At 61.5% G+C, this 17,549-nt stretch carries 11 protein-coding genes; all 11 read left to right on the plus strand.

The annotated features are described in order from the left end of the window. The first annotated feature begins 31 nt into the window (after nt 1-31). The 11 genes from JNN07_00330 to JNN07_00380 all read left to right on the plus strand — a co-directional run bounded on the left by JNN07_00330 (nt 32) and on the right by JNN07_00380 (nt 17,386). The gene (locus JNN07_00330) at nt 32-1,783 is read left to right on the plus strand and encodes a metallophosphoesterase (protein ID MBL9166167.1); all 1,752 of its coding nucleotides are present in this window, start codon (nt 32-34) and stop codon (nt 1,781-1,783) included. A gap of 397 nt (nt 1,784-2,180) precedes the next feature. Further along, on the plus strand, nt 2,181-2,738 hold the full coding sequence (locus tag JNN07_00335; GenBank protein MBL9166168.1) for a sigma-70 family RNA polymerase sigma factor: 558 nt from the start codon (nt 2,181-2,183) through the stop codon (nt 2,736-2,738). Beyond that, nucleotides 2,735-4,390, plus strand: coding sequence for a FecR domain-containing protein (locus tag JNN07_00340; protein MBL9166169.1), 1,656 nt, complete (start codon nt 2,735-2,737; stop codon nt 4,388-4,390). The genes JNN07_00335 and JNN07_00340 overlap by 4 nt, the downstream gene beginning before the upstream one ends. A gap of 45 nt (nt 4,391-4,435) precedes the next feature. Then, nucleotides 4,436-5,629 (plus strand): hypothetical protein, encoded by a 1,194-nt coding sequence (locus tag JNN07_00345; GenBank protein MBL9166170.1) that lies wholly within the window; start codon nt 4,436-4,438, stop codon nt 5,627-5,629. A gap of 39 nt (nt 5,630-5,668) precedes the next feature. Next, nucleotides 5,669-7,210 carry an esterase family protein gene (locus tag JNN07_00350; GenBank protein ID MBL9166171.1) on the plus strand — a complete coding sequence of 514 codons (1,542 nt, stop codon included), beginning with the start codon at nt 5,669-5,671 and terminating at the stop codon, nt 7,208-7,210. Then, nucleotides 7,207-9,900 (plus strand): c-type cytochrome, encoded by a 2,694-nt coding sequence (locus tag JNN07_00355; GenBank protein ID MBL9166172.1) that lies wholly within the window; start codon nt 7,207-7,209, stop codon nt 9,898-9,900. The genes JNN07_00350 and JNN07_00355 overlap by 4 nt, the downstream gene beginning before the upstream one ends. Nucleotides 9,901-9,917: 17 nt before the next feature. Beyond that, the gene (locus tag JNN07_00360; GenBank protein MBL9166173.1) at nt 9,918-11,312 is read left to right on the plus strand and encodes a PQQ-dependent sugar dehydrogenase; all 1,395 of its coding nucleotides are present in this window, start codon (nt 9,918-9,920) and stop codon (nt 11,310-11,312) included. 39 nt (nt 11,313-11,351) lie between these two features. Then, on the plus strand, nt 11,352-11,966 hold the full coding sequence (locus JNN07_00365) for a hypothetical protein (GenBank protein MBL9166174.1): 615 nt from the start codon (nt 11,352-11,354) through the stop codon (nt 11,964-11,966). 1 nt (nt 11,967) lies between these two features. Continuing rightward, entirely contained in the window at nt 11,968-13,242 is a 1,275-nt protein-coding gene (locus JNN07_00370) for an endo-1,4-beta-xylanase (protein ID MBL9166175.1), read from the plus strand. 47 nt (nt 13,243-13,289) lie between these two features. After that, nucleotides 13,290-15,992: a DUF1592 domain-containing protein gene (locus tag JNN07_00375; protein MBL9166176.1), complete on the plus strand. Its 2,703-nt coding sequence runs from the start codon at nt 13,290-13,292 to the stop codon at nt 15,990-15,992. Further along, nucleotides 15,989-17,386, plus strand: a complete 1,398-nt coding sequence (locus JNN07_00380; protein MBL9166177.1) for a DUF1552 domain-containing protein — start codon at nt 15,989-15,991, stop codon at nt 17,384-17,386. The genes JNN07_00375 and JNN07_00380 overlap by 4 nt, the downstream gene beginning before the upstream one ends. Nucleotides 17,387-17,549 lie beyond the last annotated feature (163 nt).

Consider the following 17,549-nt stretch of genomic DNA (forward strand, 5'->3'; position numbering starts at 1 on the left):
GCTCTGGCACTTTGCCACCGGAGTCCATTCGATGGCGCAAGGCCGTTGGCCGGATGTGACCGGGCACGCTTCGGCGCGGGTGTTCGGGGCACCTGTGATCACCAATGTGGGACCTGCCCAAGCGATGCGGTGCGATGGATTCTCGGACTGGTTGCTGGTGGCCAGCGACAGCGATGCTGTGTCTTCACTGCCACGGCGTGAATTCACCATCACGGCATGGGTGACGTTGAATGAGCTCCAGGCGAATGGAGGCATAGCCGGATTCACCCAGGACAACGGCAACTACGAAAAAGGCTGGGTGCTGGGCTTTAACCAGAAGGCGTTCACCTTTTCTCTCTCCACCAAGGGTGCGGATGACGGCGATGGAAACCTGACGCGTCTGGCTGCTCAAACCAGGATCGGTCTCGGGCAGTGGCACTACGTGGCCGGGACTTATGATGGAGCAAGCATGCGGCTTTACGTCGACGGTCGCCTAGAAAGTGAGACAAACGCCCAATCAGGGGAAATTCTCTATCCCGAGAAGGGCCGTCTGGCACTAGGGGCCTACGTAGATGACAACGAGCTCCATCCGATGGATGGAGGCTTCTCCGAAATCAAGCTCTATGGACGGGCCTTGAGCGCTGAAGAAATTGCGGCAGTCGCCCGGCGCAACGCCGGGTTGCTGGCCTGGAGAGCATCGATCAATGAGTCCCTGCGCTTTGTCGTCAAGCCCTACCTGCAAGCGGGAGGCACGCAGAGCATGACGATCATGGCTGAAACGACGCAGCCGGCGAGTTTTCTGGTGGAATACGGAGAGCGCCAGCCACTGCGCTTGCGCGCAGCAGACGACGCACGCAAAACCATCCATGGCGTCACCTTAAGCGGGCTTAAGCCGTTCACGCACTACTTCTATCGAGTGACCTGCCTGGACGCCGAGGGTAATGTGGCCCGAAGCGATATCCAGACTCTGCAAACGTTTCCCGACACCCGGACGCCGTGGAGTTTCGGCATCATCGGCGATACGCAGCGCAATCCCGATGTCACCCGCCGTTGCGCGGAAGGAATTTTCAGCCATCGCCCCAATGTCGTCATCCATTGCGGGGACGTAGTGGATGACGGCCATGCCAAGCACCAGTGGGTGCAAGACCTTTTCGCTCCAATGGCAGCGCTCACCGCCCACGTGCCCCTCCAGCCGGTGATTGGCAATCACGAGCGCAATGCCCACTGGTACTACGACTATTTTCACCTGCCGCCGCCCGAGTACTATTATACGTTCACTGTTGGGAACGCGCAGTTCTTCATGATCGACTCGAACAAGGACTGCGGCGAAGGCAGCGAGCAATACCGCTGGCTGGAGAAGGCTTTGGCCTCCTCGCGGGCCACCTGGAAGTTCACGGCGCATCATCACCCGGCGTTCAGCTCAGATGAAAATGATTATGGCGATCACTGGAAGGGGCGCCCTGCCCCGCCCTTCACGTATGGGGACACAAACGTGCAGCGCCTCGTGCCATTGTACGAGAAATACGGGGTCGACATCGCCTTAGCCGGACATGTGCACAGCTATGAACGCACCTGGCCTATTTTGCGGATGAGCATCCATCAGAAAAAGGGCGTGCGCTACATCGTCAGCGGGGGTGGCGGCGGCGGATTGGAACAAGCCGGTCCTCAACGTACGTGGTTCACCCTGCACGTCGCCCGGGGCCATCATTATTGTGTCGCTGCAGTGCACGACCGCACCATCCAATTCAAGGCCTACGACATCGAAGGACGGCTGTTCGATACCTTTGAGCTGACCAAGCGCTAGCAGCAACCACCGCCGAGGCGAAGGCACGGCTGCTGTCAGGTGTGGGCACACCTCCGACTCCGTGTGTTCCGTGGGCAAAACTCTTCCTCCGCGCTCTCCGCGCCTCCGCGAGAAAAGATCCCTCCCCTGACTCCAAAGGACAGCCGAAATCGCTCGCGGAGGCGCGGAGAGGAAAGAGTTCATGGAGAGCCCGATTTTGCTGAGCTAACTCATGGGAAAGGCCGCGTGGGCTCACGGTAGCAAGTTCGAAGGAGGAGACTTATCTTATAAGGATCCCCCATCGGTCGATCCCGTTTCCACAAGGCCTCCAAAGCCCCCCCCGGTCCTGCGGTAAAAAATATCGCGATACTTTGTCCAAAACTCGCGACTGGCAGGAAGTGATGTTACAGCCTAACGCATGCCGCCTGACTCATCGCGTCCCTTCGAGGATCAGAACGCCGCCCAACAGCGGTTTCTGTCGCTATTCCTGCGCAGCGAGCGGGAAATCTTTCGTTATGTCGCCGCGTTGGTCCCGAACGTCGCGGATGCCGAGGACATCGTGCAACAGACTGCACTGTCCCTCTGGGAGAAGTTTGACGCGTATGATCCCAACCAGCCCTTCACACCCTGGGCGTGCCGCTTCGCGCTGAACAAAGCCCGGCAATGGATCGAGCGCCGACAGCGCTGGCAAGCGCTGCTGGAAGCCGGGCTGGCGGAAGAACTGGCGGCGCGTCGGGAAGAATTACGGCCAGAAATGGATGCGCGGCTGAAGCACCTCGAGGCCTGCTTGAACAAGCTGCCCCAGGAGCAGCAGTCGCTGGTCCATGGCTACTACCACTGTCGCGAAGGCATCGAGAAGCTCGCGGAAGCTTCGGGACGAACTGTCGCGGCCACCTACAAAACGCTGCAGCGGGCCCGCCAGGCGCTGCAAGTGTGCATTGAAAGCGCGACCAAACCGGAAGGGAAGCCCTCATGAACATCCCCTTTCCGTCCCGCCAATTCGACGAGGCGGTTTCGGCCGTCTGCCATGGCTCGGTGTCGGATGAGCAGGCGCGGGCGTTGAATGAACTGCTGCGCAGCGATGCGGCCGCGCGCGATCAATACCTTCTGCGCGTCGAACTCCATTCCCGGCTAGCTTCAGAGCCGGACCTATTCACTGGCATGAATGAGGCCAAGGACGCCGGTTCCCTGGAAACCGCAGTCGCACTTCCAGAGAGCGTTCGCGGGCGTCAATTTCCCCGTCGGGTGCGGGCTCGAAAGCTGAATTGGGCCATCGCCCTAGCGGCCTGCCTCATGTTGCTGGCGACTGGTTGGTGGGGGGTGAGACAACGGGAGCAAGGCACTCGCGAGGGCTCCACCAGCCAAGCGGTGGCGATGCTCGATCGCGTGGTGGATGCTGAATGGTCGCCAGGCGATGCACCGCCCCGTCTAGGAGCGCCGCTGGAACCAGGCTGGCTGCGACTCAAAGCGGGCTTTGCTCAAGTGGTGTTCTACAGCGGAGCGCGCCTGGTCCTCCAAGGGCCAGCCGAGCTGCGGCTCATCTCTCCGGACGAAGCGATCTGCCAGAACGGGCGGCTCATCGCCGAAGTGCCGCCGCAGGCGAAAGGGTTTCGGGTCAGCACTCCCGAGATGAACGTCACCGATTTAGGCACCGTCTTTGGGGTGGCGGTCAAGGACCTCCAAACGGCGCTCCACGTCTTTCAGGGCAGTGTTGAATTTCAGTTATCCGCCGGGGCACGCAGTCAGAGCCTGAAGGAAGGCGCCGGCGTCCTGGTTGAGAAATCGCAGGCACCTCAGCCCATCGCCGCCGACCGCGCGGCGTTCGCGTCGCTTTTCGATCTTCAATTAAGATCTTCGGATGCGGAGGTCCTGCGCCACGAACAATGGCGGGCCACGAGCAGCCGGCTCGACGAGGACCCGTCGTTGCTCGTGCACTTCGATTTCGAGCAGGCCGACCCTTCAGATTGGCGACTGCCCAACGCGAGCCGCCGCAGCGAAACGCCTCCCGACGCGACCATCGTTGGCTGCCAATGGGTCGAGGGCCGCTGGCAGGACAAACGCGCGCTGGCTTTCCGCAATGTCAGCGACCGAGTGCGCCTGAGCATGTCAGGTGACTACGAGTCGCTGACGCTCGCCGCGTGGGTGCGCGTGCAAGGGCTCGACCGCCAGATCAACTCGCTGTTCATGAGCGACGGCTTCGAGCCTGGAACGGTTCACTGGTCCATTCGCCATGACGGGGTACTCGGCTTGACCGCGATCGGTGCGGAACCCGGCCGATTCCAGATCTGTGCCAGTCCCCCTGTACTGACACTGGATCTATTGGGCCTGTGGGTCCATCTCGCCGTGGTGATCGACGGGGGCACCGGCCAGGTAATCCATTACTTTGACGGGATGCCCGTCAGCGCGAAACCGTTGACTATCAAACCCCCCTTCCACATCGGCACGGCCGAGCTGGGCAACTGGAACGCCCAGGGGTTCCCGAAAAACGATCCTTTTATGATCCGTAATTTCAGTGGCGCGATTGACGAATTTTGCCTCTTCCGCCGCGCCTTGAGCTCCAGCGAAATTCGGGGGCTGCACGCCGCTGGGAAACCGCAACCAGACGCATTGCCGCAAAGTCGTCGTTGAAAATACCAGGTCTTCTGCGCTATCACTTGAATCAACCACCACACCATGAGAATCACACTATCGCTCTTCGCGTTCACCCCCCTTCTTTTGAGCCAGATCGGCCTGGCCCAAACCAAGGAACCGGTCAACGACTGGAAGCCCGCGCCCACCAATCAGCAGGGCAAGCAATACCCGCAATACAACTCGGAGGGGCGCGTTAGGTTCCGCATTGTAGCGCCGGATGCCAAGAGCGTCGGCTGCACGTTTCGCGACAGCAGCGACTTCTCCAAGGGGGAGGACGGTGCTTGGTATGGATACACTCGTCCGTTGGATGAAGGTTTCCACTACTACGCCCTCAAGATCGATGGAGCCGAGGTTCCCGATCCGAACAGCCAGTATTTCTATGGTTCGAGCCGCTGGGGTAGCGCCGTCGAAGTGCCGGCCAACGACGCGGACTTCTACGCGCTAAAGAACGTGCCGCACGGGCAACTGCGGGAGATTCACTATTGGTCGAACTCAACCCAGACCAACCGTCATGCGTTCATCTACACGCCGCCTGGCTATGACAAGAACACCCGGAAGCGCTATCCGGTGCTTTATCTCCAACATGGAGCGGGCGAGGACGAAACCGGTTGGGGACGCCAGGGTTTCGCCGGATTCATCATGGATAATCTCATCGCCGAAGGCAAAGCCCACCCGTTTATCATCGCGATGGAGTACGGCGGCAATCCCTTCGCCGGCGGCCCCCGCCCGACGAATGGTCCGCCGGCAGTAGCCGGCTCGACCAACCGTGCGATCGCAGGCCCCGGTGGACGCTCTTTTAACTTCAGCGCGTTCGAGAAAGTGCTCACCGAGGATTTCATCCCTTATGTGGACACAAATTTCCGCACGCTGGCGAAGCAATCTCATCGAGCGATGGCAGGCCTCTCGATGGGTGGCATGCAGACGCGCGGCATCACGCTGGCGCATCTCGACAAGTTTTCGCACATCGGCGTCTTCAGCGGTGGCAGCATCGCGGTGACGAACATCACCGACCTGGCCGCATTCAAGAAGAAGGTGAAGCTCGTCTTCATCAGCTACGGCAGCAAAGAACTGGGGGGCGACCGCCCCACTCGCGGAGGTGATCCCAAGGCGCACACGGCAGCGTTGAAGGACGCCGGCATCAACGCCGTGTTCTACGAGTCGCCGAATACTGCGCACGAATGGCAGTCATGGCGACGCAGTCTCCACCAGTTCGCACCGCTCCTGTTCAAAGACTGAGTCATCGATTTTGGCTCCATCTTAAACACCACCACGCTCATGAAAATTCGCATCACACTCCTGACTCTGGCGCTCGCATCGCTGTCCGCCTTCGCAGCGGACGTTACCGGCACTTGGAAAGCCGGGTTTGAAACGCAGCGCGGCCTCCAGAACTACACCTTCAACCTCAAGCAGGACGGCGCGACGTTGACCGGCAAGGCCAGCGTCGAGCGCGAGGGCGAAAAGCGCGAGGTTGAGTTCAAGGATGCCAAAGTCGAGGGCGACACCATTACATTCATCGAACCTCTCAAGATCCAGGATCGGGAACTCACTATCACCTATACCGGCAAGGTTTCGGGCAACGAGATCAGGTTCACGCGCAAAGTCGGGGACTTTGGCTCCTCCGAGGCCACCGCCAAGCGGGAAGGTGGCGCGGCTGTCAACTTCACGGGCACCTGGAAGTCGGAATTCAACACCCAGATTGGAGTGCAAAAATACACCTTTGTGCTCAAGCAGGAGGGCACCAAGCTCAGCGGCAAGGCCCACTCGGAGATCGGGGATCAAAAGAAGGAGAGCGAACTGACGGACACCAAGGTGGACGGGGATAAAATCTCGTTTGTTGAGTTGCTCAACTATCAGGGCAATGACCTTCGCATCACTTACTCCGGCAAGCTGGCGGGGAACGACATCCAATTCACCCGGGCGGTTGGGGATTTCGCCAAGGAAGAGCTGACCGCCAAGCGCGACGCAACCGCTCCTGCCGCACAACCTTCGGCCGGCGGCCAGGGAAGACGGCGCGGCTTCGGCGGGCCGATCGAGCTCAAGGAGGACGACAAGCCCGCGTTCCCGAATGCTCCGGAGGGTTTCGACCAGGCGCGCGATGGCATCGCGCACGGAAAGCTGGAGATGGTGGAATACGACTCCAAATCCGTCGGCAATAAACGCAAGGCGCTCATCTATACGCCCGCTGGATACTCTACCGACAAGAAGTATCCCGTGCTCTACCTACTTCACGGCATCGGCGGTGATGAGGAGGAGTGGCGTCGCGGCGGCCAACCCAACGTCATTCTCGACAACCTCATCGCGGACAAGAAGTCCGTGGCCATGATCATCGTCATGCCCAACGGCCGCGCCCAAGCGGATGATCGGCCTGGCCCAAACGCAATGGCCACCGCGCCCGCGTTTGGAAAGTTTGATCAAGATCTGCTGGGCAGCCTCATCCCGTTCGTGGAAGCCAACTACTCCGTGATCAAAGATCGCGAGAGCCGCGCTTTGGCCGGCCTTTCGATGGGAGGCGGCCAGTCTCTGAACTTCGGCCTAGCGAACCTGGACACGTTCGCCTGGGTCGGAGGATTTTCGTCAGCGCCCAACACCAAGCCTGGGGCGGAGTTAGTTCCCGATCCTGAAAAGGCCAAGAAGCAGCTCAAACTCCTCTATCTGTCCTGCGGCAACAAGGACGGCCTCATTCGCATCAGCCAAGGCGTCCACGCCTACTTGAAAGAGAAGCAGGTCCCGCATCTCTGGCATGTGGACGAGCACGCGCACGACTTCCAGCACTGGAAGAAAGGGCTCTACAACTTCTCCCAGTTGATATTCAAATGAAGAACTTGAAACACATCCTGACACTCCTGGCGGGTGGTCTAGTAGCCTTCAACACCCTGGCTGCCGACGCACCCAACCGACCGCTTCATGTTCTTTATCTCGGCCCGCTCGACCTGGGCGGGGGCGCGCGAGGTCCAGGGGGCGGATTTGGCGGTTCGCGCACCAACTACGTCTATCTGCCGGGGCAGACCCTGGCGACCGACGCCATCTATTTCGATCATCAGGCGGATACCGCCAACCTCACGGACAGCTACCTCAAGCACTTTGACACCGTGGTCCAGGTGCTGCCCGACCAGGAGGTTGGAGCGGCGCAGCAGAAGCTGCTCGAGGGCTTTAAGAGCGCGGGACGCGGCGTCGTCAAGTATGGCGACGGGGAGCGTCCTGCCGAAGGCGTCCTGCGGGACGCTGTGCTCAACTCCGTCAGCAAACAAGCGCTGGCGGATTGGAAGGCTTCGATCTCCTCACGCCCTCCCTTGCAGCGTCTGGCGGGCGAGGTTCCGAACTATGAGCGACGTCCCGAGCCGGTCAAATATCAAGCGCCCCTCTCACCGAAGGACAGCATGCGCTACACCCAGGTCGCGGCGGATTTCGAGCTGCAGCTGTTCGCCACCGAACCCGACATCGTGAAGCCCATTTACCTGGCCTGGGACGAGCGAGGGCGTGCTTGGGTGGTGGAAGCCCGGGACTATCCGCATGGAATCGCTCCCGAAGGCGAACCTGGACATGACAGCATCAAGATCTGCGAGGATACCGATGGCGATGGCCGGGCCGACAAGTTCACCATCTTCGCCGACAAACTGAATCTCGCAACCTCGCTCGTCTTCGTGGATGGCGGAGTCATGGTCTCCGTCGCGCGTCACATGGTGTTTCTCAAGGACATCGACGGAGATGATAAGGCCGATGTCCGGAAGCCCCTGCTTCCCGGCTGGGGCATTGGCGACACGCACGCCCAGCAGAGCAACCTAACCCGTGGCTTCGATAACTGGCTCTACGGCGCGGTCGGCTATTCGAACTTCCGCGGAAACGTGGGAGGTAAGGACCTGCAGTTCGGCCAGGGGATCTATCGCTTCAAGGCGGACGGCTCGGCGTTGGAGTTCCTCCACCAATACAACAACAACACCTGGGGCCTCGGCATCAACGCTTATGGCGATGTTTTCGGCTCGACGGCCAATGGGCATCCAACATTTTACGGCTACCTGCCCGCCTACATCCTGAATCCAACCCAGCCGGGATCAGGACGGCGAGGCGGTGGTGGTGGCAGCGGTGGCGGATTTCGCCCCGGCTACCGACTCGACGACAAGCCTGGTGAAGCCCCGGCTCCGACCGCGAATGTCCGCCGGTTGCCGTCCGCCAAGTCGCTCGCTCCGGGTATGCGGATGCATCCGAACACACCGAACGTCCGCATGGTGGACAACTTCGGCGGCTACACCGCGGCAGCGGGACATGCGTTCATGGTCAGTGATGCATTGCCCGCGCGCCTGCAAGGCAAGGCGCTGGTGACGGAGCCGACGGCCAAGCTCATCGGCATCATGGATATTCAACCCGACGGCGGCGGATACAAGGCCCTCGACGGCGGCAATCTCCTGGCAAGCTCCGACGAATGGATGTCGCCGATCTTCGCCGATGTCGGCCCCGATGGGGCGGTGTGGGTCATCGACTTCTACAGTTTCATCATCCAGCACAACCCGACCCCGAGCCTGCAATCGGCCGGCGTCCAGGCGACCACCGGGCGCGGCGGGGCCTACCAAACTGAAAACAACCTACGCGACCAATCCCACGGCCGCATCTATCGCGTCGTGTGGAAGGACGGCCCGCGCAGCGCGATCCAATCTCTCGCCAAGGCCAAGCCGTCCGAAGTCGTGACGGCACTCGACAGCGGCAATCAGTTTTGGAGTCTGACGGCCCAGCGTCTGATCGTGGACCACAAGCTCACGGACGCTGTGCCCGCCCTGAAAAAGCGTGTGCATTCCAGCGCGGGCGGCAAAGGCGCGATCCACGCGCTCTGGGCGCTCGAAGGCCTCGGCGCCCTCGACAAGGATACACATCAAGCCGCGCTTCTCTCCAAGGATCCGGCCGTGCGCCGCAACGCCAGTCGTGCGCTGCCCGCCAACGAAGCCGGCCGCCAGCTGTTTTTCAGCAGCGCGGTGATTCAGGATCCCGATTTGATCACGCGCCAGGTCGCGATGGTGAAGCTGGCGGAGTTTCCGACAATTCCTGCCATCCAAACCGTCGTCGCCCAACTGCCGCGCATCGCAGCTAACAAGGACGACGCCTTCTTGAACGATACCCTAACTCTGCTGGGTCGCATCCACAAGGTTGCCGCCGTGGGCGAGAATGAGGTCAAAGTCACCGCGGGGGATGTCAAACGTGGGGAGGAGCTTTTCCACACCAGCCCGACGGCCGCGTGCGCGTCCTGTCATAGGGTCAACGGCAAGGGCGGTGACGTCGGTCCCATCCTCGATGGCATCGCAGCCCGCGTCAGCAAGGAATATATCGTGGAGAGCCTCATGGATCCGAACGCCAAACTGGCCAAAGGGTTTGAAAGCCTGGGTATTTCCCCTATGCCCCCGCTCGGGGTGCTGCTCAAGGAGCAGGAAACCGCGGACATCCTAGCCTATCTCGACTCGTTGAGGACGCCGCCGAAGGATGGCGTGACGGTTCCCGTGAAAAAGACGCCCCAGTTCGAGTGACCCCAACGAGTTGACTCATGAATAGCAACGAGCATCACCTCCCACCAACACGTCGAACTCTTCCCACCTGCGTCCTGTTCGCGCTCCTGTCGCTGTACGGCCTGCTGCCCCTTGTGGTCGCTGAGTCGAACAAGGTCTCGAGCATCGGTCTTCGCGTGGTGACCCAAGGCCTGGGAGCCCCCATGTCGCTAGCCCCCATTCCCGATGGTTCCGGCCGACTGCTTTTGGCCGAACAGAGTGGCATCATCCATTTGCTCGACCGCGACGGAAACCGCGCCGAGCAACTCGTTCTCGATCTTCGTCCCAAGATGGTGGCGATCAACCAGGGTATGGAGGAGCGTGGGCTGCTCGGGCTCGCGCTGCATCCGCAGTTCACCTCCAATCGGAAGCTCTATGTCGTCTACAGCGCCCCGCTCCGCACGAACGCTCCACCGAAGTGGGATCACACGGAGCGCCTCAGCGAGTTCGAGTTCAAAGCCAGCGGCCCTGAGTTCACCTCGGTGGATCCAGGTTCGGAGCGCGTGATCCTGGAGATCGACGAGCCGGACTGGAATCACAACAGCGGGCGCATCGCTTTTGGACCGGATGGCTTTCTCTATATGAGCGTGGGCGATGGGGGTGCCTTCAACGATGTCGGGGATGTCGCGCGCGGACGCGGACATCCGGCAGAGGGTTTTGGCCAGCGGCTCGACACATTGCTCGGCAAGGTGCTGCGCCTGGATGTGGATCGTGGGAATCCCTACGGCATTCCGAAGGACAATCCCTATGCCGACGGCAAGAAGGGCCTTCCCGAAATCTACGCCTATGGCTTGCGAAACCCGTGGGGCATGTCCTTTGATCGGGGCGGAAAACACGGCTTGATCCTGGCGGATGTGGGCCAGGATCGCTGGGAGGAGATCAACGTCATTGTCAATGGCGGCAACTACGGCTGGCGTTTGCGCGAAGGCTTCGATGGATTCGATCCCAACACTCCGCGCTCGGCCCCCACCAATGCCGTGTCCGTCGGTGCCGACGGAAAACCGTTCGTCGAGCCGGTCCTCACTTACAAGACACTGCGAGGTCGGGGGACGGATTCGAACGCGTTCGGTGTCACCGTCACCGGCGGCTACGTCTATCGCGGAAAGGCCATTCCCGCGCTGTTCGGAAAATACATTTTCGCCGATTGGTCCCGCAACATGGCTTTCCCGGATGGCACCCTGCTCGTGGCCACGATTCCGCCCGGAGCCGGAGGGGCGACAGGTGCGCGCTGGACGGTGGAGCCACTCGCCTTGAAGGACTTTCCTAACGGCCGCATTAAGTCCTACATTTGGGCCTTGGGTGAGGATGCGGATGGCGAGCTGTACGTTTTGGCGAACGGTATGAACTCGGCGTTCGGCACGCGCGGCAAGCTATTTAAACTCGTGCCGGAATAACCATTTTTTCATCGAACCAACACCAAGAGATTTATACTCATGAGAGTTTTCCTCAACACGATTGCGTCGGTAGTCCTGCTGGGTTTATCGACCGCCAGAGGCGTGGCCGACGACGCACTGCGGCCCGACAAGGACGGTTACATCCGCGACTGGGTGATGCTCGCCCCCATTGCCTTGCGCGAGGGTGATACCTGTGCGGAGGCACTGCTCAAGGAGCAGATCAAGGACGAGGCCGCGCTCCGCCCCAAGCCGGGAGATAAGATCAAAGTCGCAGGAAAGGAATTGGTCTGGCGGGGACTGAACGCCTCGACAAACTACTTCGACTTCAATGAGGTTCTCAAGTCCATCAACGACCACGTCGCCGGGTACATCGTCACCTATATCGAATGCGACAGGGATATCCCGGAGGTCATCCTGGCGGTAGCGAGCAATGATCAAGGTAGAATCTACTTCAACGGCGTGGACATCTATGCGTTCACGGAAGCACGGCCGCTAATGCTGGATGCCGACAAGGGTAAAGTCACCCTCAAGAAGGGAATCAACGCCATCGTGTTCAAGATCACCAATGAGCAGAACAGCTGGCAAGGGGCCATGAGGCTTCTGGACAAGTCTGGAGCTCCCCTAAAAGATGTCCGAATCAAATTAGCCCCCTGAAATGAACTCTATAATCGTACGCCACCTCGTTGGCTACTGGCTCCTCGCGACTCTTGCGCTCGCCGTGACGTCGCCAGCCCGCGCTGCGGGACCAACCACTGCGCTGAAAGACGCTTTCAAGGACCACTTCCCCATCGGCACCGCGGTGAATCGCAGCATGGTGATGGGCGGTCCCGGCTTCCGCCGCAGCGTCGAACAAAACGCCTCGGATATCGCCCTCCTCAAGCAGCACTTTAACCAAATCACTGCGGAGAACGATACCAAATGGCAGCTCATTCATCCGCGCGAGGGAGCCGATGGATACGACTTCGGCCCGACCGATGCCCTGGTGAGCTTCGGTGTGAGCAATCACATGCAGATCGTTGGCCACACGCTGGTATGGCACAGCCAGACACCGAACTGGGTGTTCGCTGGCACGAATCCGCCGCCTGCCTCGGCGACCAATGCAGGACCAGTGACCACCGCCGCTGCTGGGATCACGAATGCGCCGGGCACGAATCAGCCCGGAAGGCGTGGATTTGGTCCCGGCTTCGGCCGCTACAGTGGACCGCGCGCCTCGCGGGAGGAACTGCTCCAGCGGATGCGCGATCACATCCACACCGTCGTCGGCCGCTACCAGGGGAAGATCCAGATCTGGGATGTCGTGAACGAAGCGCTCGCCGACGGTAACGGGACAAACGTGCTCCGGAACTCATTGTGGTCGGAGATCATCGGTCCGGATTTCGTCGCCAAGGCGTTTCAATACGCTCACGAGGCTGATCCGAAAGCGATCCTCCGCTACAACGACTACGGCCTGGAGAACCCGGCCAAGCGCAAGCGGCTGATCTCGCTGATCAAGGAGCTCCAGTCGCAGAAGATCCCGGTCCACGCGATCGGGTCGCAGGCGCACGTCAACGTCTCCACCACGTTCGAGACGATGGACCAGTCGCTCACGGAGATGGCGACGCTCGGCCTGCCCATCCACATCACGGAGCTCGACGTCAACAGCGCACAGGCCGGTCAGCGCGGCTTCGGCGCCGACGTCGCGAGCAACGCGTCTACGACGCAGGGCGGCTTGGTCGGCGACGCGGACAAGAAGCTCGCCGACGCTTACGCGGGCATTTTTCGCGCCTTCGTGAAGCACCGCGACTCGGTAAAGATGGTGACATTCTGGGGGGTGAACGACGCGGTCTCCTGGCGGGCGCAAGGCAAACCCCTGCTCTTCGACGGCGAGAACCGGCCCAAGGCCGCCTTTGACGCGGTGATCGCCGAAGCAAAAGGAGGATCGTCGAAGTAGCCAGAACACTCCGTATGCCACCACTCTCGTTCAGGCCGTCAGCACCGATGAAGTCCCGGGCTAACCTCTCCGCGTTCAAGGTTCCCTGGGCCAGCAGGGTGGCGGCCTTGTTGATCGGGGCCATGGGGTCGCAAGCGAGCGCCGCGAATGCCACGAATGATTCGGCCGCCGCGCGCGAGGCTCAGGCGCTGGACCAGTATCAGAACGTCATCTCGCCGATTCTAAAGACTTACTGCTATGAGTGCCATGGCGACGGCGCCAAGAAGGCCGGACTCGCCTTCGACGCGCTGGCCACGAAGGATCAAATCCTCCATGACCCGCAGCTCTGGCTGAAAGTGTTGCGCAACACGCGATCGCACATCATGCCCCCGCCCGAGGAGGCGCAGCCCAGCGCCGCGGAACTTCAGGCTTTGGAGCAGTGGATCAAGACGAGCGGCCTCGGCCTTGATCCCCAGCGGCCCGATCCGGGCCGCGTCACGACCCGCCGACTCAACCGGACGGAGTATCGCAACACGTTGCGTGACCTGATCGGCGTGGACTTCGACGCCGACGCCATGTTGCCGCCCGACGACGTCGGCTATGGTTTCGACAACATCGGCGACGTTCTGAGCATCTCGCCGATGCGCCTGGAGAAATTCATCGAGGCGGCCATGACGGCCGTGAACCAGGGCGGGCCGATGGACACGGTGGTCATGCCAACCCGGATGCTGCAGGGTGGCGATTTTCTTACCGCCGACGGTTCTCAGAACGCCGGGCGCATCTCGTACTACCAGGCGCGGACGACCAGCCACACGTTCAAGATTAAAACCGCCGCCGATTACCGCCTCATGCTCAACACCAAGCTCGACGGCGAGGCGACCCCCGTTGATCCCCAGCGCGTCCGCGTCGTGTGGAAGGCCGATGGGAAGACCTTTTTGGAAAAGGAATACGGTTGGGCGGACATGGAATATCTGACGGACACGTTCACCTTCAAATGGGAGCCAGGCGACCATGTGGTGAGTTGCGAACTCACGCCGGTTTTCCCCGATCTTCGACCCCTGCGCACGAAGATGGAGTATCGGGTTCTCTTCGCGATTTTCGATGGTCCGCTCGAGAAGGAAAAGTGGGAACACCACCCCAATTACAAACGCTTCTACACGCGCGACAAACCGCCGGCCGACGCCGCCGAACGCCGAACATACGCTCGCGAGGTCCTCTCTCGCTTCGCGGCCCGGGCCTATCGCCGGCCCGTCGCGTCGGAGACGGTTGAGCAGCTCGTTCAAATTGCAGAGAAGAGTTATTCGTTACCAGGCACCACGTTTGAGATGGGCATTGCCCAGGCTCTCATCGCAGTGCTCGCTTCGCCACGCTTCCTTTTTCACCTCGAATCCACGGAACCCGCCCCGACGGGTCAGCAGGTCGCGCGGATCGATGAATACAGCCTCGCATCGCGGCTCTCTTATGCCCTGTGGTCTTCGCTGCCCGATGACGAACTAACCGGCCTGGCGGCGCGCGGTGAGTTGAGCAAGCATTTCCAGGCCCAGGTCAGGCGCATGCTCGCCTCCCCGAAGGCGCGCGCCTTCTCGGAGAATTTTGCCAGTCAGTGGCTGCAAACACGAAGCATCCTCGACATCCCGATCAATTCAGCCGCCGTGCTGGCCAGTGAAACTGCACCGTTGGCCCCGGAGGGCGTCACGAACGCCGCTATCGCCGCCGCTGTCGCCGCCGCTGGCACGACGACTGGAGCGGAGACCGGACCTGCGCCTGTCACCAATGCTTCATCGTCGCCCCCGGGGGCAGGCGCAGCAGCAGCGGCCGGAGTACCACCGGGAGTTGGCGCGCGTGGTCCCGCCGGATTCCCCGGACGCGGCGGCCCGTTCGGGCGTGGCCGGCGTGCGCCGATGGGCACGGAGCTGACACCCGAGTTGCGCGCGGCCATGAAGCAGGAGGTGGAATCCTACTTCGAACACCTCGTCCGCGAGGATCGGAGCGTGCTCGAACTCCTGGAAAGCAATTACACCTTCCTCAATGATCAACTCGGCGCGGTCTATGGGATCACGAATGTCATCGGCTCCGAAATGCGCCGCGTCGACCTACCCCCCGGCCACGTTCGCGGCGGCGTCCTGACGATGGGCGGCGTGCTCACGGTCACCTCGAACCCCACGCGCACCTCGCCGGTCAAACGCGGGAAGTGGGTGCTGGAAAACATCCTCGGTTCGCCGCCCGCCCCGCCTCCGCCAAACGTGCCGTCCCTGGAAGACACGCAGGCCAAGGCCGAGATCAAGGCCGCGACCCAGCGCGAACTCCTCGCGCTGCACCGGGCGGACCCGAAGTGCGCGTCCTGCCACTCGCGGATGGACCCGCCCGGGCTGGCATTGGAAGGTTTCAACGCGTTTGGCCGCGTCCGTGCGTATGAGTCCGGCCAGAAGATCGATCCTTCGGGCGAACTCGCCACGGGCGAAACATTCTCAGGGGTCGGCGACCTGAAGAAGGCGCTGGTCGAGAAGCATCGGATGGAATTCTACCGGACGATCACCGAGAAGCTCCTGACCTACGTCCTCGGCCGCGGCGTGGAATACTACGACGTGCCGACGGTCGATGAGATCGTCGCGAAGCTCGACCAGGACAACGGGCGTTTCTCCACGCTGCTCCTGGGCGTCCTCGAATCCGCCCCCTTCCAGCAACGCCGGACCACCCCGAACGCTTCCAATCGGGACCAGAGGGCGGGTAACATTCCCGCCGCATCCAACGACCTTGCCCAAAAGCCATGAACATCAGGAAATCTCTCCCGACCGATCCGCTGGCCCTGAACCGCCGACGTTTTCTCCGCAACTTGGGAGTGTGTCTGGCCGTGCCCGCTTTGGAGGCATTTCCCCGGCGTGTCTTCGCGGCCGACGGCACGCCGAAACTCGCCGCCACGACCGCGACCGGCGTGCCCCTGCGCACCGCCTTCCTCTATTTTCCGAACGGCGCCATCCCATCCGCGTGGTGGCCCACGGGAAGTGGAGTTGAATTTGAGCTGAACCGCACGATGGAGCCCCTCGCCAAGGTGAAGCAGCACCTCCAGGTGCTGGGTGGCCTGAATTGCCTCTCTGCGAACTCCGGCCCCGACGGCGGCGGCGACCACGCGCGCGCCAACGGGACATTCCTCACGGGCGTGCGGATCAAGAAGACCAACGGCGCTGACTTCCGGGCCGGCGTTTCTATCGACCAGGTCATGGCCCAGCAAATCGGCTTGCTCACGCCGTTCCGTTCGCTCGAGCTTTCCTGTGACACCGTGCTCAATGTCGGCACCTGCGACACCGAATACGCCTGCGTCTATCAGCACAACCTCGCGTGGGGTTCTCCCACGACGCCGCTCACCCCCGAAGTGAGTCCCCGGGCGCTGTTCGAGCGGATGTTCGGCGCCGGCACGCCGCAGGAACGCGCCAAGAACCTCGCCATCCGGCAGCAGCAGACGAGCTCGATCCTTGATTTCATCAAGAGCGACATGAAGAGCCTCACGCGCGAGGTGACGGGCCGCGACCGCGACAAGATCGACGAATACTTCACCGGCGTGCGGGAGATCGAGCAGCGCATCCAGGCCGCCGAGAAGTCCCGCGCCGGCCGTTCCCAGCCGACGGTGGATTCGCCGGAAGCCGGCATCCCCTCCAGCTACCGGGAGTATGTGCGGCTGATGTTTGACATGCTTTTCCTTGCGTTCCAGACGGATACGACGCGCGTCGCGACCTTCATGATTTCCGGCGACGGGAACAACCGCGACTTCGCCGAAATCGGGATCACCGACGGCCATCACAACCTGTCCCATCACGGCAACCGCCAGGATTGGATCCAGAAGGTCGCCACGATCGACCATTTCTACGTGAGCCAGCTCGCCTACTTCCTCGAAAAGATGGAGGCCGCGCAGGATCTGGACGGCAAATCACTCCTGCACAACTCCCAGATCATCTACGGCAGCGGCAACTCCGACGGGAACCGCCACTCGCACACGAATCTTCCAGTCATCCTGGCGGGTCACGCGGGCGGCACACTGAAACCCGGGCGCTACACCAAGTTCAACGAACTGCCGGTGACGAATCTTTATCTCAGCATGCTGGATCGCATTGGTGGTGCTCAGCGGCTGCAACGCTTCGGCGATTCGACGGCCCGCCTCGAAAACATTTGAGCACCGCCAACGACAGCATGCATTCAGCCCCGGCGCTATCCGAGTGGAAGCGGGTCTTAGCCCGCGCCGCAGTCGTGCTTTGCCTATTCTCAGTTACGCCGCCCCTGTTCGCAGCCGAGCCGGTAACTTCTGTGGGCGCGCCTCGGGGCGGGCGCGTCGGGCG

The organism is Verrucomicrobiales bacterium (assembly GCA_016793885.1).
In the GTDB taxonomy this organism is placed as follows: Bacteria; Verrucomicrobiota; Verrucomicrobiia; order Limisphaerales; family UBA11320; genus UBA11320.